We start from the raw sequence: 16,040 nt of genomic DNA, 5'->3' as shown, positions 1-16,040 counted from the left end.
CGGCGCAAGGCGGAGCCCGCCGGATTTTCCTAAACGGATTGCAACGCGCCGGGATGCGGCGCGGATCGCCGGAAGGAACGCAAATTCATGAAATCGAAAGACCTCATGACCACCAACCCCGTGGTCATCGCCCCCGACACCCCGGTGGCGGCCGTGGCCGAGTTGCTGGCCGCGCGCGGCATCTCCGCCGTGCCCGTCGTGGACGCCGAGGGCGTGCCGCAGGGCATCGTGACCGAGGGCGACCTGATCCGCCGCCTGGCCGATCGCCCGCCCGGCCCGCTCAGCTGGTTCCTGCAGCTCTTCGAAAGCTCCGAGCCGCTGGTGGAGCGCTTCGCCAAGGCCCATGGCAAGACCGCGGCCGATGTGATGAGCAAGGACCTCGTCACCGTCAGCGAGACCGAGACGGCCGAGCGCATCGCGCAGCTCATGGAGCAGCACCACATCCGGCGCGTGCTGGTGGTGAAGGGCAACCACCTGGTCGGCATCGTCAGCCGCGCCGACCTGCTGCGCGCCGTCCTGCGCGGCCAGGCGACCGAGCAGGAGGCGCATGACGACCACGGCATCCAGACGGCGCTGGTGAAGGCCATGCGCGCCCAGCCCTGGGTGGACACCTATTGGGTCTATCCCTCGGTGAAGGCCGGCACCGTCACCTTCCACGGCTTCGCGCGGAACGACACGATGCGCCAGGGCCTCGCCATCATGGCGCGCGAGATCCCGGGCGTGGTGGCGGTGCGGGACAAGATGGACCCCATGCCGCTGATCCTGCGCGCGACCTTCTAAAGGGCCGGCGCCGCCCCATATCAGCACGGTCCGCGATATGGGGCGTGCCATGCAGGAAGAGCCAGGTCAGCAGCGCGAGGTGACGATCGGGGGCAAGTTCCTGGGCCTCGGCATCGTCGGCTGCACGGTGATCTATTGCATCTTCGTGGAGAAGTTCGGCTCGCCCGAGGCGCAGGGCAGGCTGCTTTGGGTCTTCCTCGGCTCGGTGGCAGCGGGCGTGATCATCCCGCTGCTGTTCTGCCGCCGACCCATCCGCTGAGCCGGCGGCACACAGCGCGCTTCTTGCCACGCACACGGAGTTGCAACCTGCGGCCCGCAGAGCCGAGCGCGCGAAGGCGCGCTGCGGCTCATGCCGCGAAGCCAAGGGCCGCGGACGCGGCCCGCCCGGCCTCTGAGGGGCACGAAGGTGAAACCTTCGTACGCGGGGTATCAGATATTGGCGCCCTCGATCACATTGCCGAAGCGCTCCCAGCCCGTGCCGTTCCAGCGCTGCAATTGCATCTGCCGGATCACGTTGAAGTTGTTGGGCTGCGTCTGCACCTTCACGCCCGGCAGCAGGGTCGCGATGTCCATGGGCGCGATGTTCGCCGCCTGGCGCATGATGTTCTCGCGGCTGAAATCATTGCCGCATTGCTTCAGCACCTGGATCATGGTGGTCCCGACGCCATAGCCATAGGTGAAGTTGTTGTCGTTCAGGTCGCCGTTGGGGACGAAGCGCTGCATGAAGCCGCGCCACTCGTTCATCCCGGCATCGTTGGCCCAGGCCGGGTCGCTCTGGTCCTTGCGGTAGTCGGAGGTGATGAGGCCGACGCCACGCTCCTTGCCCGCCGGCTCCATCACGGCGCCGACCGAGACGGAGACATTGGTCATGAACATCATCGGCCGCCAGCCGATATCGTGCACGCGGCGGATCGCCTGGGCCGCGAAGCGCGGAATGACGCCGCAGATCAGCACATCCGCGCCGCTCGCCTGGAGCTGGACGATCTGGCTGTCCACCGTCGGGTCCGTCGCCTCATTGGTGGCGACGCGCACCATGGAATCGAAACGGGGGCCCAGCACGTCGCGCACGCCGTTCAGGTAGTCCCGCCCGAAATCATCATTCTGGTGCAGCAGCGCGATGCGCGCATTGGGGCGCGTTTCCAGCACGTGCTTGGCGTAGATCTGCGCCTCGACGCGATAGCTGGGCTGCCAGCCGATGGTCCAGGGGAACTCGCGCGGATTGGCCCATTTGTCGGCGCCGGTCGCGAGGAACAGGTGCGGCACGCGGCGCTGGTTCATGTAGCGATGCACGGCATTGTTGGTGGGCGTGCCGAGCTGGTTGAAGGTGAAGGCCACGCGGTCCTGCTCCACCAGGCGGCGCGTCTGCTCCAGCGTACGCGGCGGCGAATAGGCATCGTCATAGACGATGAAGTTGATGCGCCGGCCTGCCACACCCCCCTCCTCGTTCAGGCGGCGGAACATGGCGGTGAGGCAGGTCGAGATCACCGAATAGGCCGAGGCCGGCCCCGAGAGCGAATTGGTGCTGCCGATGCGGATCTCATTGGCCGTCACCCCCGGCGCTTCCTGCGCGGGGGCGATGTTGGGCGCGGCGAGCGTGGCGCCGGAAGCGATGAGCAAGGTGCGACGCGTGGTCATGATGGTTCCCTCCCAGGAATGACGCGTTTCTTGGTGGTGAGGCGGCGGACCAGCCCGGCCACGCCGTCCGGCAGGACAAAGAGGAAGAGGATGAGGATGGCGCCGTAGATCACGCCCGGCGCCGAGCGGCTGACGGCCTCGGCCAGGTTCGGCACGAAGAGGACGAAAAGCCCGCCGAAGACCGAGCCCAGGATGGAACCGACACCGCCCACCACCATGCCGACGAAGAGGCTGATGGAGAGGATGAAGGTGAAGCTGTCGGGCGCCACGAATTCCACCACCGCGGCCGAGAGCGAGCCCGCCATGCCGGTGATGATGGCGCTCACGGCAAAGGTGCGCGTCTTGATGCTGGCGAGGTCCATGCCCATCGCCTCGGCGGCGGTCGGGTTGTCGCGCACCGCCATCATGGCGCGGCCGATGCGCCCGCGCAGCAGGTTGGCGGTGAGGAGGTAGCAGACACCCGCCACCAGCAGTGCCACGAGATACATGTACTGATCGGGGTTGAGTTTCAGCCACTCCGGCGCCTCGGGCTTCAGCAGAAAGAGGCCCTGCACGCCGCCCGTCCAGGCCTCGACGGCCTTGTGCTTCAGGATCTGCGGGACCGCGACGGCGAGGGCGAAGGTGGTCAGCGCCAGATAAAGCCCGCCCAGGCGCAGCGCGGGGAAGCCCACGCCCCAGCCCACCGCGCCGCAGATCAGGGCCGAGACGGGCAGCGTCGCCCAGAAGGACCAGTCGAGCAGTGACATGGGGATCGCCGTCGCATAGGCGCCGACGGCGAAGAAGGCGCCATGGCCGAGCGAGATCTGGCCGTTGTAGCCGGTGACGATGTTCAGCCCGAGTACGGCCAGCGCCATGATGACGGCCTGCGTCAGCTGGAAGAGGTGAAACCCCTCCAGCAGCCAGAGCGGCAGCAGGGCCAGGGCGAGACCAGCGAGGAGAAGCAGCGGCCGCATCCGCTCAGACCCGGCTGAAGACGACGCGGCCGAAGAGGCCGGAGGGCCTGACGACCAGCACGCCGATGATGATGACCAACGCCACCGTCAGCTTGAGTTCCGTCCCCACCACATAGGCGCCGGCCAGGTTCTCCAGCACGCCCACCATGAAGCCACCGATCACCGCGCCGGATGGGTTGTCGATGCCGCCCAGAAGCGCGCCGGCGAAGGCATAGAGCAGGATGCCCAGCATCATGTTGGGGTCGAGAAAGACGGCGGGAGCGACCATCATCCCCGCGACGGACCCGATGGCTGCCGCCAGGCCCCAGCCCAGCGCCAGCATCCAGCCGACGCGAATGCCCACCAGCCGCGCCGAGCGCGGGTTGTAGGCGGCCGCGCGCATGGCAAGGCCCAGCGAGGTGTGTGCGAAGAACAGATACACCAGGATCAGCACCGCCAGCGTGACCGCCGTGCTGCCCAGCTCATGTGCGGAGACGAGGCCGCCGAAGAGCAGGCCATCGCTTTGGAAGGGCGTCGGGAAGGCCTTGGTGGTGTGGCCGAAGATCCAGCCCGTGGCGTTGCTGATGATGAGCAGCATGCCGATGAAGACGCCCACATGCGTCAGCACCGGCGCATTCTGCACGGGGCGCATCAGGATGCGCTCGACCAGCGCACCGATGACGAAGGAGACCACCAGCGTCGCGAAGAAGGCCACCCAATAGGGCAGCCCGGCCTGGATCATGGTGAGCGCGATGAAAGTCGAGAGCGTCGCCATCTCGCCCTGGGCGAAGTTCACGTGATGGGTCGCCTGGTAGATCATGACGAGGGCCAGCGCGACCGAGGCGTAGATGCCGCCCGTGGCGATGCCGGCGATGAGCTGATGCGCGAAGCCGTCCATAAGCTATGCCTTCTTCCTGCCGGCCGATTCAGACCTTCGCTCCTGCGTCGCTTCGGTCATCGGACGGCTCAGTATCCCAGATAGGCGCGGCGGATGGCCTCGTCCTGCCGGATTTCGGCGGCGGGGCCCGAGGTCACGATGTGCCCCGTCTCGATCAGATAGGCGCGGTCGGCGAGTTCGAGCGCGAGATTCGCGTTCTGCTCGACGAGCAGGATGCCCACGCCGCTCTCCTCGCGGATGCGGCGCATGATGCCGAAGATCTCCTGCACGATGAGGGGTGCCAAGCCAAAAGAGGGCTCGTCCAGCAGCAGAAGCTTGGGCCGCATCAGCAGCGCGCGGGCGATGGCGAGCATCTGCTGCTCGCCGCCCGAAAGCGTGCCGGCCTGCTGCTTCCAGCGCTGCCTGAGGCGCGGGAACCACTCCCACATGCGCTCGAAATCCGCCTGCACCTCAGCATCACGCCGCGTATAGGCGCCGAGGCGGAAATTCTCCTCCACGGTGAGTTCCATGAAGGTGCCGCGCCCATCGGGCACATGCGCGACACCCAGCCGCGCGATGTCCTCGGTCGCCATGCCGGTGATGCGGCGGCCTTGCAGCACCACGTCGCCTTCCACGCGGATCATGCCGCAGACGGCGCGCAGCGTGGTGGTCTTGCCCGCGCCATTGGCGCCGAGCAGCGCGGTCACGCTGCCTTCCTGCACCACGAAATCCAGGCCATGCAGCACCTGGATGGGGCCATAGCCGCCCCGCAGCTTCTTCACCTCAAGCAGCATGCGCGTCATGCCCATCACCCAGATAAGCGCGGATCACCTCCGGGCTGGTGCGCACCTCATGCGGCGTGCCATCGGCGATCTTCTTGCCGAAATCCAGCGCCACCACCTTGTCCGAGACGCGCATGACGAGGTTCATGTGATGCTCGACCAGCAGGATGGCGAGCGCGAAGCTCGCCCGCACCTGCTCCAGCAGGCGCGCCAGCTCATCCACCTCGCCATGGTTCAGGCCGCCCGCCGGTTCATCGAGCAGCAGGAGCTTGGGTTGCGAGATCAGCGCGCGCGCCATCTCCACCCGCTTCTGCGTGCCGAAGGGCAGGTCCGCCACCGGCACATCGGCGACGTTCTCGAGCGCCAGCAGGCCGAGCAATTCGTCGGCGCGGCGGGCGGCCACCCGGTCCTCTTCGCGCGCGCCGGGCAGGCGCAGCGCATGGGCCAGGAAGCCTGCGCGGCCCTGCGAATGCGCCCCCGCCAGCACGTTCTCCCGCACCGACATGCTTCGGAACAGCGCCAGGTTCTGGAAGGTGCGGCCGAGGCCCAGCGGCGCCATGGCGTGGCGCGGCATGCCCGTGGTGCTGGTGCCCGCGAAGGTGACGCTGCCTTCGCTCGGTCGGTAGATCCCGCTGATGATGTTGAAGAGCGTGGTCTTGCCCGCGCCATTGGGGCCGATCAGCCCGCAGATCTGGCGCTCCTCCACCGCGAAGGAGACGCCAGCCACCGCCGTGACGCCGCCGAAGCGCATCACGACATCGCGCACCTCAAGCAGCGCCAAGCGCCGCCCTCCTGCCGGTGGGACGCATCACTTCCTCCCTCCGCCGCTTCGCGGTCGGCTCTTTTCAGAAGCTGAATGCAGCCTGAAAACGCGGCGGCCCGCAAGGAGAAATCAGGCGGCGCGCGCCGCCGCCGGCAGCACGCCGCCCATGGCCTCGGTCAGCGCCGCCGCCGCCGCGCGCACGCGCGGGCCCATGGAGGCCACCTTCGCATCATCCATCCGCACCGTGGGACCGGAGATGGAGACGCCGCCCACCGGTTCGCCGAATTCATTGAACACGGCGGCCGCCACGCAGCGCATGCCGAGGTTGCGCTCCTCATCATCCACCGAAAATCCGCGCGCGCGAATGCCGATCAGGTCCGCGATCAGGCTCGCGCGCGTCGCATGCGTCTTGGGCGTGAAGACCTCGAGCGGCAGGCGCTTCAAGAGCGCGTCGCGCTGGCGCGCCTCGGTGAAGGCGAGGATGGCCTTGCCGATTCCCGAGGCATGCAACGGGCTGCGCGTGCCGGGGCGGAAGAAGGCGCGGATGGCTTCATGCGTCTCCACCTGGCTCACGAAGACCACGCAATCCTCATCGGCGAGGGCGAGATTCGCCGTCTCGCCCGATTCCAGCATCAGGTCCTGGATGATGGCGCGCCCCTGCTCGGCCAGCTTGCGGCGGCGCAGGAAGCCCGCCCCCATGCGGAAGGTCTCGATGCCAATGAACCAGAGCTGGTCGGCCTCGTTGAACTCCACCATGCCGTGCGCCTGCAGCGTGGTGAGCATGCGATAGGCGGTGGAAGCCGCGATGCCCGATTGCTGCGAAATCTCGGTCAGCGAGAGGCCATTGCCGGCCGAGAGCAGCTTCATCAGCGCGATGGCGCGATCGAGCGACTGGACCGAGGCGGCCTCATTCGCCTGCGAGGTGCCACGGGGCCGCCCGCGGGAGCGCTTTTCGGCCACGGGCCTAGGCATCGCGGAAATATTTTTCGCCATCTGGAAAACCCCAAGCGCAGTGGAAAACCTTAATCGCTTCCGAGTCAGTATGTTAGTCCTATTTTTCCGCATTGCAAAATAATATTCTGAAAAAATTGCACGCGAAGGCGGCACCTGTCATTCCTTCCCGTCGCAACGACCTCGCAGGGGATGAACTCATGGCCAAGATGCGCGCAGTGGATGCAGCGGTTCTCGTGCTGGAAAAGGAGGGCGTGGACTGCGCCTTCGGCGTCCCCGGCGCCGCGATCAATCCCTTCTATTCCGCGATGAAGAAGCGCGGCTCCATCCGCCACATCCTGGCGCGCCATGTCGAAGGCGCCTCGCACATGGCGGAGGGCTATACCCGCGCCAAGCACGGCAATATCGGCCTGTGCATCGGCACCTCCGGCCCCGCCGGGACCGACATGATCACCGGCCTCTACTCCGCCCAGGCCGACAGCATCCCGATCCTCTGCGTCACCGGCCAGGCGCCCCGCGCCAAGCTGCAGAAGGAGGACTTCCAGGCGGTGGACATCGCCGCCATCGCCGGCCCTGTGACCAAGTGGGCGGTGACGGTGATGGAGCCCTACCTCGTGCCCATGGCCTTCCAGAAGGCCTTCCACCTGATGCGCAGCGGCCGCCCCGGCCCCGTGCTCATTGACCTTCCCGTGGACGTGCAGGTGGCCGAGATCGAGTTCGACATCGAGACCTACACCTCGCTGCCCGTCTACAAGCCCGCCGCCAGCCGCGCCCAGATCGAGAAGGCGCTCACCATGCTGAACGAGGCGGAGCGCCCGCTGATCGTCGCCGGCGGCGGCATCATCAACGCCGATGCCAGCGAGGAGCTGGTGGAATTCGCCGAGATCACCGGCATCCCCGTGATCCCCACGCTGATGGGCTGGGGCGCCATCCCGGATGATCATGACCTGATGGCCGGCATGTGCGGCCTGCAGACGAGCCATCGCTACGGCAACGCCAACATGCTGGCCTCCGATTTCGTGCTCGGCATCGGCAACCGCTGGGCGAACCGCCACACCGGCAGCGTGGACAAGTACACCGCCGGCAAAAAGTTCGTGCATGTGGACATCGAAGGCACGCAGATCGGCCGCGTCTTCGCACCCGATTATGGCATCGTCTCCGATGCGCTCGCCGCCCTCGACCTCTTCGTGAAGGTGGCGATCGAGTGGAAGACGGCGGGCAAGCTGCGCGACCGCAGCGCCTGGGCCGCCGAATGCCTCGCCCGCAAGCACTCCATGCTGCGCGAGACGCATTACGACCAGGTGCCGCTCAAGCCGCAGCGCGTCTACCAGGAGATGAACGAGGCCTTCGGGCGGGACACCTGCTACGTCACCACCATCGGCCTCAGCCAGATCGCGGGTGCCCAGCATCTGCGCGTCTACAACCCGCGCAACTGGATCAATTGCGGCCAGGCCGGCCCGCTGGGCTGGACGCTGCCGGCGGCGCTGGGCGTGCGCGCCGCCGATCCGGACAAGGAGATCGTGGCGCTCTCGGGCGATTACGACTTCCAGTTCCTGATCGAGGAGCTGGCCGTCGGCGCCCAGCACAAGCTGCCCTACCTGCATGTCGTCGTGAACAACTCCTATCTCGGCCTCATCCGCCAGGCGCAGCGCGGCTTCGAGATGGATTTCGAGGTCTCGCTCAGCTTCGAGAACATCAACATGGAGCATGACGAGAATCTCGCCGGCTATGGCGTGGATCACGTCGCCGTCGCCGAGGGCCTGGGCTGCAAGGCGCTGCGCGTGAAGAGCCCGAACGAGTTCAAGCAGGCCTTCGCCGATGCCAAGGCGCTGATGCAGGAACACCAGGTGCCGGTGGTGCTGGAGTTCATTCTGGAGCGCGTGACCAATATCCCGATGGGCACCGAGCTCGACAATGTGAATGAGTTCGGCGGCGCGCTGGATGTGGCGCCGGCGGCGCGGGAGATGGCGCCGGCCAAGTAGTCAGGGCCGCAGCGCTTCCGTGAGGAAGCGCACCACCTCGGCGTTGAACCTGGCGTGGAAGGCGGCGCGGTCAAAGCCCGGTGCGCTGGCACAGATGAAGGCTGCCACCCGCGCCAACTCCGCATTGCAGGGCGCGAGGAAGTCGAAATGCCCGGCGCCCTGCACGCGGTGGAACTCGGGCGGGCGGGGAAGCGCCGCCCGCACCGGCTCGACATAGAAGGGCGCGCGCAGGATCTCATCCTCCGCCGCCTGCCAGAGCTGAACCGGCATCGCCACCGCATCGAGCGAGCCGGGCAGGAAGGCGAAGCCAAGCGCCGGTGCCGCCACCACCAGCGCGCGCAGAGGGACCGCCGAGCGCGTGACCTGCGGTGCTGCCGCCTGCGCCGCTGCGCCGATCAGGCGGCAGTCAAAGAAATCGGGATGGGCCGCGCAATGCGGCGCCACGCGGCCGAAATCCGGCATGCCGCCCGCCGCCGCCAGCACGGTAAAGCCGCCGGCGGAGAACCCGAAGGCGCCGATCCGCTCCGGCGCCACCGCCCCTGGATTCCAGGGCCCGGCCATGTAAGCCACCACCGCCGCGAATTGCCGCGTGCGCCCGCCCAGATCGGCCGCGCCGGATTGGTCACGGTAGTTGTCGCCGGGGTGGGTGGGGGCCGCGACGATGAAGCCAGCCTCGGCCAGGGCCAGGGCGGTGTCGGCATGGCTCGCGAGGTAGCCCCCATTGCCGTGGGAGATGACGATGAGCGGCAAGCCCCTGCCCCGCAGCGGCGCCCCGGGAACGAGTTGCTGGGTGAAGGCGCCGACGCGGGTGGGCACGGCGGTGCCGGTTGCGCCCGGATACCAGATAGCCGTCTCGATCAGCGCCCCGCCTGGATCGGGCAGTTGGATCAGCGCGAAGCCGGTTTGCGCCTGCGCCGGCCAGGCGCCAGCCAGGAAACAAAGGACAGCGAGCAGATGATGCATGACGACACCCCCGGTCTGACCCGACAAGCTGGCCCACCGCGCTGGCCCAAGTCAAAGCGCGGCAGACGCCCCGTGATCGCTATTGCGGCCGGACACCCATGGCGATGGTCCGTTCATCCATGCGCGGGTCATGCCGCAGGCCGCGCCGCACGGCCCAGGTGTTGAGGTATTGCACCAGCTGGATCACCGGCCGCTCCTCGGCGAACATGGCCACCGCCTCCTGCCACATCGCCTCGCGCCGCTCGTCATCCATCGTGGCGGAGGCCTCGGCGGTGAAGGCGTCGAAGCGCGGGTTGGAATAGCGGGCGTTGTTGTTCGCACCCGTCAGGCGCTGGCGGTCATGCGTCGAGACGATGTTGACCAGGAAGTTCGACGCCTCGCCGGTCGAACTCCCCCAGGCGCCGATCTGCATGCCGAATTCGATGCGCGCCCGGCGCGGCACGAAGCCGGTCCAGGGCAGCGCCTCCACCTGGGTGCGCACGCCGATGCGCGTCCACATCTGCGCGACAGCCTGGGCCAGGCGCGCATCATTGGGCCAGCGGTCATTCGGCGTGGCGAGCGTCAGGCGGAAGCCGTCAGGGAAGCCCGCCTCGGCCAGCAGGCGGCGCGCGCCATCGGGGTCGAAGGCGTCGGGCCGGACATTCGGGTTGTAGCCGAAGGCGCCGGGCGGCAGCCATTGCGCGGTGGATTGCGCGGCCCCCTCCATCACGCGCTCCACCAGCGCGTCACGGTTGATGGCGAGGCTGAGCGCGCGGCGCACCCGCGCATCCTTGAACGGATTGGCGGCGAGCGGCTGGCCGGCATTGTCCGTCACCCCGGGCGGCGCGCCGTCGCGCGAGAAATCGGGCGCCATGTAGACGGTGCGCAGGCTCGGGATCTCGGTGACCGTGATGCGCGGATCGCGGCGCAGGCGCGCCAGGTCGCTCGTCGGGATCTGCTCGATGATGTCCACATCGCCGGCCAGCAGCGCCGCGGTGCGGGAGGCATCGTTCAGCAGCATGCGGTAGCTGACGCGCGCCCAGGGCTCGGCCCCGCCGAAATAAGCGTCGTTGCGCGTCATCTCCACGCGGTCGCCGGCGCGAAAGCTGACGAAGCGATAGGGCCCGGTGCCGATCGCCGCGCGGCCGCTGTTGAAATCCTCCGTCGCCGCCCCTTCCGCCGCGTGGCGCGCGATGATGGAGACCGAGGCAAGATCGAGCGGCATGAGCGGGTGCGGCGCGCGGGTGTGCAGCCGGATGAGGTGCGGGTTCACCACCTCGACGCGCTCGATGGCGCGGAGAAAGCCGCCGAAACCGCCCGGGCTATTGGGCACGTTCGGCACGCGGCCGAAGGTGAAGACCACGTCGTCCGCGGTGAAGGGGCGCCCGTCATGCCAGGTCACGCCTTGGCGCAGCTCCAGCTCCCACACCGTGTCCGAGACGGGGCGCCAGGCGGTGGCGAGCGAGGGGTGCGGGCGGGCCCTGCCGTCGCGCTCGATCAGCCGGTCGAAGATATGCATGGTCAGCGCGTTGTTCGGGCCGACATTGTGGAAATGCGGGTCAATGCTCGTGACCGGCGCGCCCGAGCCCACGCCGAGCGTCTGTGCCACCCCTTGGGCCTGCGCCGAGACGCTGATCGCCGCCGCCAGCACCGCCGTCACCCACTTGCCCATGAACACCTCCCGCGAATTGTCCGGAAGGCTAACACCCAGGCAATGCGGGCGGCTACTCCTCCTCGCGCCGGAAGCGGCTCTGCACCACAGGGCGGGATGGGCCCGCGCCCTGGCGGCTGATGGGAATGGAGCGGACCTTCACCTCGGGCATCGGGCGCTGGAGGTCAATGTGCAGCAGGCCATTGTCCAGGAAGGCGCCTTCCACCTCGATCCCCTCAGCCAGCACGAAGGCGCGCTGGAATTGCCGCGCCGCGATGCCGCGATGGATGAAGATGCGCCCCTCCGTGTCGTCCCGCTGGCGGCCGCGGATGACGAGCTGGTTGTCCTCCTGCGTGATGGCCAGGTCATCCATGGAGAAGCCGGCGACGGCGAGCGTGATGCGCAGCCGCGCCTCGCCCGTCTGCTCGATATTGTAGGGGGGATAGCCCTCGGCGTTCTTCTGGACGCGGTCGAGCATCTGTTCGAGGTGGTCGAAGCCGAGAAACAGCGGCGAACCGAACACCGAGGATCGAGACATGCAGCCTCCTGCCGGGAGCGAGGACATGCCGCGCGCCCCTTCGTGGCGGCGCCCGGCCCGCCAAGACTTGGCCCGGGTGGGGCCGGCTTGCAAGGTCCGTTGCCAGGGTGGGGGCCAGGCGCTACCTCAGCCCCATCATGAGCGACGAAAAACTCCCCATCCTGCTGGTGCCCGATGCGCGGCTCCGCCTGAAGTGCCGCCCGGTGGGCGAGGGCGATGGCGATGCGGTCCGCGCGCTGGCGCCCCGCATGCTGGCCACGATGTATGCCGCCCCCGGCATCGGGCTGGCCGCACCCCAGGTGGGCTCGGACCTTCGCCTCTTCGTGCTGGATTGCGGCGGCAAGGACACGCCCGAGCCGATGGTGCTGGTGAACCCGGAAATCATCGCCGAAAGCCAGGAGCGCGGCATCCGCGAGGAGGGTTGCCTCTCGCTCCCCGGCCTCTATGCCGATGTCGAGCGCCCGCAGCGCATCAAGATCCGCTGGCGCGAGCTGGACGGCACGCGGCGCGAGATGGAGGCGGACGGGCTGCTCGGCGTCTGCATGCAGCATGAGATGGACCACCTGAACGGCGTGCTCTTCGTCGATCATCTCTCGGCGCTGAAGCGCAACATGATGCTGCGCAAGCTGGCCAAGGATCTGAAGAACAAGGCGCGCGAGGCCGAAGGTGGGTGACACCACCATGCGGACGCGCGAGCCGCTCCGCATCGCCTTCATGGGCAGCCCGGATTTCGCGGTACCCGCGCTCCAGGCGCTGCATGCGGCGGGGCATGACATCCGCGCCGTCTATACCCAGCCGCCCAAGCCCGCCGGGCGCGGCCAGCAGGAGACCCCCTGCCCCGTGCATCGCGCGGCCCTCGCCCTCGGGCTCGAGGTCCGCACGCCGGCGCGGGTGAAGCGCGATGCGGCGGCGCATGCGGATTTCGCGGCGCTCGACCTCGATGTAGCGGTGGTGGCGGCCTATGGGCTGATCCTGCCACCGGCCATGCTGGACGCGCCGCGGCGTGGCTGCCTGAACATCCATGCCTCGCTGCTGCCGCGCTGGCGTGGGGCGGCGCCCATCCATGCCGCCATCCTGCATGGCGATGCCGAAAGCGGCGTCACCATCATGCGCATGGAAGAGGGGCTGGACACCGGCCCCATGCTGCTGCGCGAGGCGGTGGCGCTCAACGCCCGCAGCACGACGCCCCAGTTGCACGACGCGCTGGCCGCGATGGGTGCGCGCCTGATCCTGCGCGCGCTGGACGAAGCGCCGCCCGAGACGCCGCAGCCCGAGGCAGGCGTCACCTATGCCGCCAAGCTCAGCAAGGCCGACGGCCTGCTCGACTGGGCGCAGCCGGCCGCCGCGCTCGATGCCCGGGTGCGGGCGATGAACCCCTGGCCTGGCGCCTATTTCCCGCATGCGGGCGAGGTGCTGCGCGTGCTGGCCGCCGAACCGGCCGAGGGCGCGGGCGCGCCCGGGACCGTGCTGCCGGGGCCTGGCCTGGTGGTGGCCTGCGGCACGGGCGCGCTGCGCCTCGCGCGCCTGCAACGCCCCGGCCGCGCCGCGATGGATGCGGATGCGCTGCTGCGGGGCTACGCCCTTCCCCCAGGCACCAAGCTCGGCTGATTGATGCCGAGAGCTTTGCCTGGCCGGCAGCCGCCACACCAACCCTGCCGGCAGCTCGGCTGATGCCGAGCTATGCCCTCCTCGTCGAATATGACGGCACCGGGCTGGTCGGCTGGCAGCGGCAGCCCAACGGCCTCTCCGTGCAGGAAGTGATCGAGGAGGCCGCCGCGCGCCTGAACGGCGGGGTGGCACCGCTCGCCACCGCCTCGGGCCGCACCGATGCGGGCGTGCATGCGGAAGGCCAGGTGGTGCAGATCGCCGTCAGTGCCGATCTGCCGCCCGCCCGGCTGCGCGCGGCGCTGGATTTCCACACGCGGCCGCACCGCATCGCCATCCGCGGCGCGGCCTTCGCGGCCGAGGGCTGGTCGCCCCGCTTCTCGGCCATCCAGCGCCATTACCGCTATCGCATCCTCAATCGCCAGGCGAAGCCCGCGCTGGAGGAAGGGCGCGTCTGGCATGTGCCGCTCAGGCTGGATGCGGAGGCCATGCACGCGGCGGCACAGCAGCTTCTCGGCCGGCATGATTTCTCGGCCTATCGCGCCGCCTCCTGCCAGGCGGAATCCCCGCTGCGCACGCTGGAGCGGCTGGACGTGATCCGCGTGGAGGAGGAGGTGCACATCCTCGCCTCCGCACGCAGCTTCCTGCACCACCAGGTCCGCAACCTCGTCGGCACGCTGCATGAGGTGGGGCTGCATCGCCGCCCGGTGGATTGGCCGCGCGCGGTGCTGGACGGGCGGGACCGCCGCGCGGGCGGGCAGACCGCGCCGCCCCAGGGCCTCACCTTCCTGCGGGTGGATTTCCCGCAGCCGCTGGCTTGGGCCTGATCAGGTGCCCGAGATCCGGCCCGTGACGCCGCCGATGAAGAGGCCGAGTGCGAGGTCCAGCACCACGAACATCACCGCCGTCATGCTCGGCACGGCCAGCGCGGTGCGCGCCACGAACCATTCGAGCCACATGGCATAGCCGACGGCGGCCAGGCCCAGCGCATTGCCGACCCAGGAGGGCAGGCCGAGCGCCGGCGGCACCAGGAGCAGCACCATCAGCAGATACTGGACGATGTTGGTCCAGTTCCAGGCGGCAATGAATTGCGGCCATTGCTCGGTGCGCTTCGCCTGCTCGGCCAGCATGCGCGAGGCGAGCGCAAAGGCGACCCAGCCCAGCGTGTAGCCCACCAGTTCCCCCGCCAGGGCAATGGCCACACCGGCCGGCGGCGGCGATTGCATCCACCAGGCGGTGAGGCGGAGAGCGACGAAGAGCGGCAGGCAGACCAGTGCCGCCACAAAGGAATGGCGTGCGGCCTCCATCCCCGGCGAGATGAGCAGCAGCCCCTCCGCCCGGCCCCGCGCGAAAAGCCAGGCCGAGGCGAGGCCGTTGACGATGCCGGGCGTGCTCAGCGGAGGCACTCCTCGATCACGGCGCGGTAGACGCCGGCCAGGGCGCGCAACTCCTCCACCGGGGCGCATTCGTCGCGCTGGTGCAGGGTGGCGCCGACCGCACCGAGTTCGGCCACCGGGCAGTAATGCGTGATGAAGCGCGCATCGGAGGTGCCGCCGCCGGTGTCGAGCTTGGGCGTGACGCCGGTGCTGCGCTCCACCGCGCGGCTCAGCGCCTCGACGAAGGGGCCGGGCTGCGTCACGAAGCTCTCGCCCGAGACCTGCACGCGCATCTCGTGATCGGGCGCGTGCTCGGCCAGGATGGCGCGCAGATGCTCGGTGAGCGCGGCCGAGTTATGCTTGTCGTTGAAGCGGATGTTGAGGAAGGCGCGCGCCTCGGCCGGGATCACGTTGGTCGCGCTGTTGTCCACCTGAAGGCCGGTGACCTGGAGAGTGGAGGCCTCGAACCAGTCGCTGCCCGCATCGAGCGGCGTGCTGGTCAGCGCATGCAGCACGCGCGTCAGCCGGTGCACCGGGTTGTCGGCCTTCTGCGGATAGGCGCTGTGGCCCTGCTTCCCGCGCACGGTGATCCAGGCATTCATGCTGCCGCGCCGGCCGATCTTGATCGTGTCGCCCAGCACCCGCTGGGAGGTCGGCTCGCCCACCACGCACATGTCGGGCGTGTGGCCGTTCTCGGCCATCCATTCCAGCACGCGTCGCGTGCCATCCACCGAGGGGCCTTCCTCATCGCCGGTGATGAGCAGCGAAATGGAGCCGGGGTGGTGCGGGTTGGCGCTGAGGTAGTCGGTCAGGCCGGCGACGAAGGCGGCGATGCCTCCCTTCATGTCGCAGGCGCCGCGGCCATAGAGCGTGCCGTCGCGGATCACGGCGGCGAAGGGGCTGTCGGCCCAGGCGGCCTCGTCGCCCGGCGGCACCACATCGGTGTGGCCGGCGTAGCAGAGATGCGGGCCCTCCGTGCCGCGGCGGGCGAAGAGGTTGTCCACCTCCCCCCCTTCAGGTCCATAGCGCAGCCGCGTGCAGGTGAAGCCGAGCGGCCGAAGGGCTGCCTCCATCACATCCAGCGCGCCGTCATCCGCCGGTGTCACGCTTCGGCAGCGGATCAGCGCTTGGGCGAGCGGGATGGGGTCGGTCGCAGCGTTGGTCACTGCGGCCGCTCCGCCGGATTCGTCACCGCCGCGGAGCGGCAGCGGATCGGCACCGTTGCA

The 16,040-nt window shown here is 68.9% G+C and carries 17 protein-coding genes; 6 read left to right on the top strand and 11 right to left on the bottom strand.

The window, feature by feature from the left end; genetic code table 11:
* Positions 1–87 precede the first annotated feature (87 nt).
* The gene (locus KTR66_RS21255; protein ID WP_213616199.1) at positions 88–780 is read left to right on the top strand and encodes a CBS domain-containing protein; all 693 of its coding nucleotides are present in this window, start codon (positions 88–90) and stop codon (positions 778–780) included.
* A 49-nt stretch (positions 781–829) separates the two neighbouring features.
* Positions 830–1,039, top strand: coding sequence for a hypothetical protein (locus tag KTR66_RS21250; RefSeq protein WP_213616197.1), 210 nt, complete (start codon positions 830–832; stop codon positions 1,037–1,039).
* Between the two features lie 170 nt (positions 1,040–1,209).
* On the opposite strand, the gene KTR66_RS21245 is transcribed toward KTR66_RS21250, so the two are convergent.
* The 6 genes from KTR66_RS21245 to bhcR all read right to left on the bottom strand — a co-directional run bounded on the left by KTR66_RS21245 (position 1,210) and on the right by bhcR (position 6,741).
* Entirely contained in the window at positions 1,210–2,415 is a 1,206-nt protein-coding gene (locus KTR66_RS21245; protein WP_213616195.1) for an ABC transporter substrate-binding protein, read from the bottom strand.
* Complete coding sequence (locus KTR66_RS21240; RefSeq protein ID WP_213616193.1) at positions 2,412–3,368, bottom strand: branched-chain amino acid ABC transporter permease; 957 nt, start codon at positions 3,366–3,368, stop codon at positions 2,412–2,414. The genes KTR66_RS21245 and KTR66_RS21240 overlap by 4 nt, the downstream gene beginning before the upstream one ends.
* 4 nt (positions 3,369–3,372) lie before the next feature.
* Positions 3,373–4,245 carry a branched-chain amino acid ABC transporter permease gene (locus KTR66_RS21235; protein WP_213616191.1) on the bottom strand — a complete coding sequence of 291 codons (873 nt, stop codon included), beginning with the start codon at positions 4,243–4,245 and terminating at the stop codon, positions 3,373–3,375.
* Positions 4,246–4,313: 68 nt separating this feature from the next.
* The gene (locus KTR66_RS21230; protein WP_213616189.1) at positions 4,314–5,027 is read right to left on the bottom strand and encodes an ABC transporter ATP-binding protein; all 714 of its coding nucleotides are present in this window, start codon (positions 5,025–5,027) and stop codon (positions 4,314–4,316) included.
* Positions 5,008–5,787: an ABC transporter ATP-binding protein gene (locus tag KTR66_RS21225; protein ID WP_249732321.1), complete on the bottom strand. Its 780-nt coding sequence runs from the start codon at positions 5,785–5,787 to the stop codon at positions 5,008–5,010. The genes KTR66_RS21230 and KTR66_RS21225 overlap by 20 nt, the downstream gene beginning before the upstream one ends.
* Before the next feature lie 111 nt (positions 5,788–5,898).
* Positions 5,899–6,741, bottom strand: a complete 843-nt coding sequence (gene bhcR, locus KTR66_RS21220; RefSeq protein WP_213616187.1) for an HTH-type transcriptional regulator BhcR — start codon at positions 6,739–6,741, stop codon at positions 5,899–5,901.
* Between the two features lie 179 nt (positions 6,742–6,920).
* On the opposite strand from bhcR, the gene gcl reads away from it, so the two are divergent.
* Entirely contained in the window at positions 6,921–8,702 is a 1,782-nt protein-coding gene (gcl, locus tag KTR66_RS21215) for a glyoxylate carboligase (RefSeq protein ID WP_213616185.1), read from the top strand.
* Here gcl and KTR66_RS21210 read toward each other — a convergent pair whose 3' ends face one another.
* The 3 genes from KTR66_RS21210 to KTR66_RS21200 all read right to left on the bottom strand — a co-directional run bounded on the left by KTR66_RS21210 (position 8,703) and on the right by KTR66_RS21200 (position 11,833).
* Positions 8,703–9,665, bottom strand: a complete 963-nt coding sequence (locus KTR66_RS21210) for a prolyl oligopeptidase family serine peptidase (RefSeq protein ID WP_213616183.1) — start codon at positions 9,663–9,665, stop codon at positions 8,703–8,705.
* Between the two features lie 79 nt (positions 9,666–9,744).
* Positions 9,745–11,316 (bottom strand): ABC transporter substrate-binding protein, encoded by a 1,572-nt coding sequence (locus tag KTR66_RS21205; protein WP_213616181.1) that lies wholly within the window; start codon positions 11,314–11,316, stop codon positions 9,745–9,747.
* A 52-nt stretch (positions 11,317–11,368) separates the two neighbouring features.
* Positions 11,369–11,833, bottom strand: coding sequence for an Hsp20 family protein (locus KTR66_RS21200; RefSeq protein WP_213616179.1), 465 nt, complete (start codon positions 11,831–11,833; stop codon positions 11,369–11,371).
* Positions 11,834–11,970: 137 nt separating this feature from the next.
* Here KTR66_RS21200 and def point away from each other — a divergent pair, with 137 nt between their 5' ends.
* From def to truA, 3 genes are all read left to right on the top strand, one after another.
* On the top strand, positions 11,971–12,507 hold the full coding sequence (def, locus tag KTR66_RS21195) for a peptide deformylase (RefSeq protein WP_213616177.1): 537 nt from the start codon (positions 11,971–11,973) through the stop codon (positions 12,505–12,507).
* A gap of 7 nt (positions 12,508–12,514) precedes the next feature.
* Positions 12,515–13,441: a methionyl-tRNA formyltransferase gene (fmt, locus tag KTR66_RS21190; protein WP_249732326.1), complete on the top strand. Its 927-nt coding sequence runs from the start codon at positions 12,515–12,517 to the stop codon at positions 13,439–13,441.
* A gap of 62 nt (positions 13,442–13,503) precedes the next feature.
* Complete coding sequence (truA, locus tag KTR66_RS21185; RefSeq protein WP_213616175.1) at positions 13,504–14,265, top strand: tRNA pseudouridine(38-40) synthase TruA; 762 nt, start codon at positions 13,504–13,506, stop codon at positions 14,263–14,265.
* Here the strand turns inward: truA and KTR66_RS21180 are convergent, their stop codons facing one another.
* Positions 14,266–14,844: a hypothetical protein gene (locus KTR66_RS21180; protein WP_213616173.1), complete on the bottom strand. Its 579-nt coding sequence runs from the start codon at positions 14,842–14,844 to the stop codon at positions 14,266–14,268.
* A complete protein-coding gene (gene dapE, locus KTR66_RS21175) occupies positions 14,832–15,980 on the bottom strand; it encodes a succinyl-diaminopimelate desuccinylase (protein WP_213616171.1) in 1,149 nt (382 codons plus the stop codon). Before dapE ends, KTR66_RS21180 begins: the two co-directional genes overlap by 13 nt.
* Between the last annotated feature and the right edge of the window lie 60 nt (positions 15,981–16,040).

The sequence above is a fragment of the Roseococcus sp. SDR genome (genome assembly GCF_019083995.1).
In the GTDB taxonomy this organism is placed as follows: Bacteria; Pseudomonadota; Alphaproteobacteria; order Acetobacterales; family Acetobacteraceae; genus Roseococcus.
This window is presented reverse-complemented; position numbering and strand designations above follow the sequence as displayed.

What these genes read in the sequence shown, in the direction of transcription:
- KTR66_RS21255 (WP_213616199.1), top strand. Translation starts at nt 88, where the DNA reads ATGAAATCGAAAGACCTCATGACCACCAACCCCGTGGTCATCGCCCCC.
- KTR66_RS21250 (WP_213616197.1), top strand. Translation starts at nt 830, where the DNA reads ATGCAGGAAGAGCCAGGTCAGCAGCGCGAGGTGACGATCGGGGGCAAG.
- KTR66_RS21245 (WP_213616195.1), bottom strand. Translation starts at nt 2,415, where the DNA reads ATGACCACGCGTCGCACCTTGCTCATCGCTTCCGGCGCCACGCTCGCC.
- KTR66_RS21240 (WP_213616193.1), bottom strand. Translation starts at nt 3,368, where the DNA reads ATGCGGCCGCTGCTTCTCCTCGCTGGTCTCGCCCTGGCCCTGCTGCCG.
- KTR66_RS21235 (WP_213616191.1), bottom strand. Translation starts at nt 4,245, where the DNA reads ATGGACGGCTTCGCGCATCAGCTCATCGCCGGCATCGCCACGGGCGGC.
- KTR66_RS21230 (WP_213616189.1), bottom strand. Translation starts at nt 5,027, where the DNA reads ATGACGCGCATGCTGCTTGAGGTGAAGAAGCTGCGGGGCGGCTATGGC.
- bhcR (WP_213616187.1), bottom strand. Translation starts at nt 6,741, where the DNA reads ATGCCTAGGCCCGTGGCCGAAAAGCGCTCCCGCGGGCGGCCCCGTGGC.
- gcl (WP_213616185.1), top strand. Translation starts at nt 6,921, where the DNA reads ATGGCCAAGATGCGCGCAGTGGATGCAGCGGTTCTCGTGCTGGAAAAG.
- KTR66_RS21210 (WP_213616183.1), bottom strand. Translation starts at nt 9,665, where the DNA reads ATGCATCATCTGCTCGCTGTCCTTTGTTTCCTGGCTGGCGCCTGGCCG.
- KTR66_RS21205 (WP_213616181.1), bottom strand. Translation starts at nt 11,316, where the DNA reads ATGGGCAAGTGGGTGACGGCGGTGCTGGCGGCGGCGATCAGCGTCTCG.
- KTR66_RS21200 (WP_213616179.1), bottom strand. Translation starts at nt 11,833, where the DNA reads ATGTCTCGATCCTCGGTGTTCGGTTCGCCGCTGTTTCTCGGCTTCGAC.
- def (WP_213616177.1), top strand. Translation starts at nt 11,971, where the DNA reads ATGAGCGACGAAAAACTCCCCATCCTGCTGGTGCCCGATGCGCGGCTC.
- fmt (WP_249732326.1), top strand. Translation starts at nt 12,515, where the DNA reads ATGCGGACGCGCGAGCCGCTCCGCATCGCCTTCATGGGCAGCCCGGAT.
- truA (WP_213616175.1), top strand. Translation starts at nt 13,504, where the DNA reads ATGCCGAGCTATGCCCTCCTCGTCGAATATGACGGCACCGGGCTGGTC.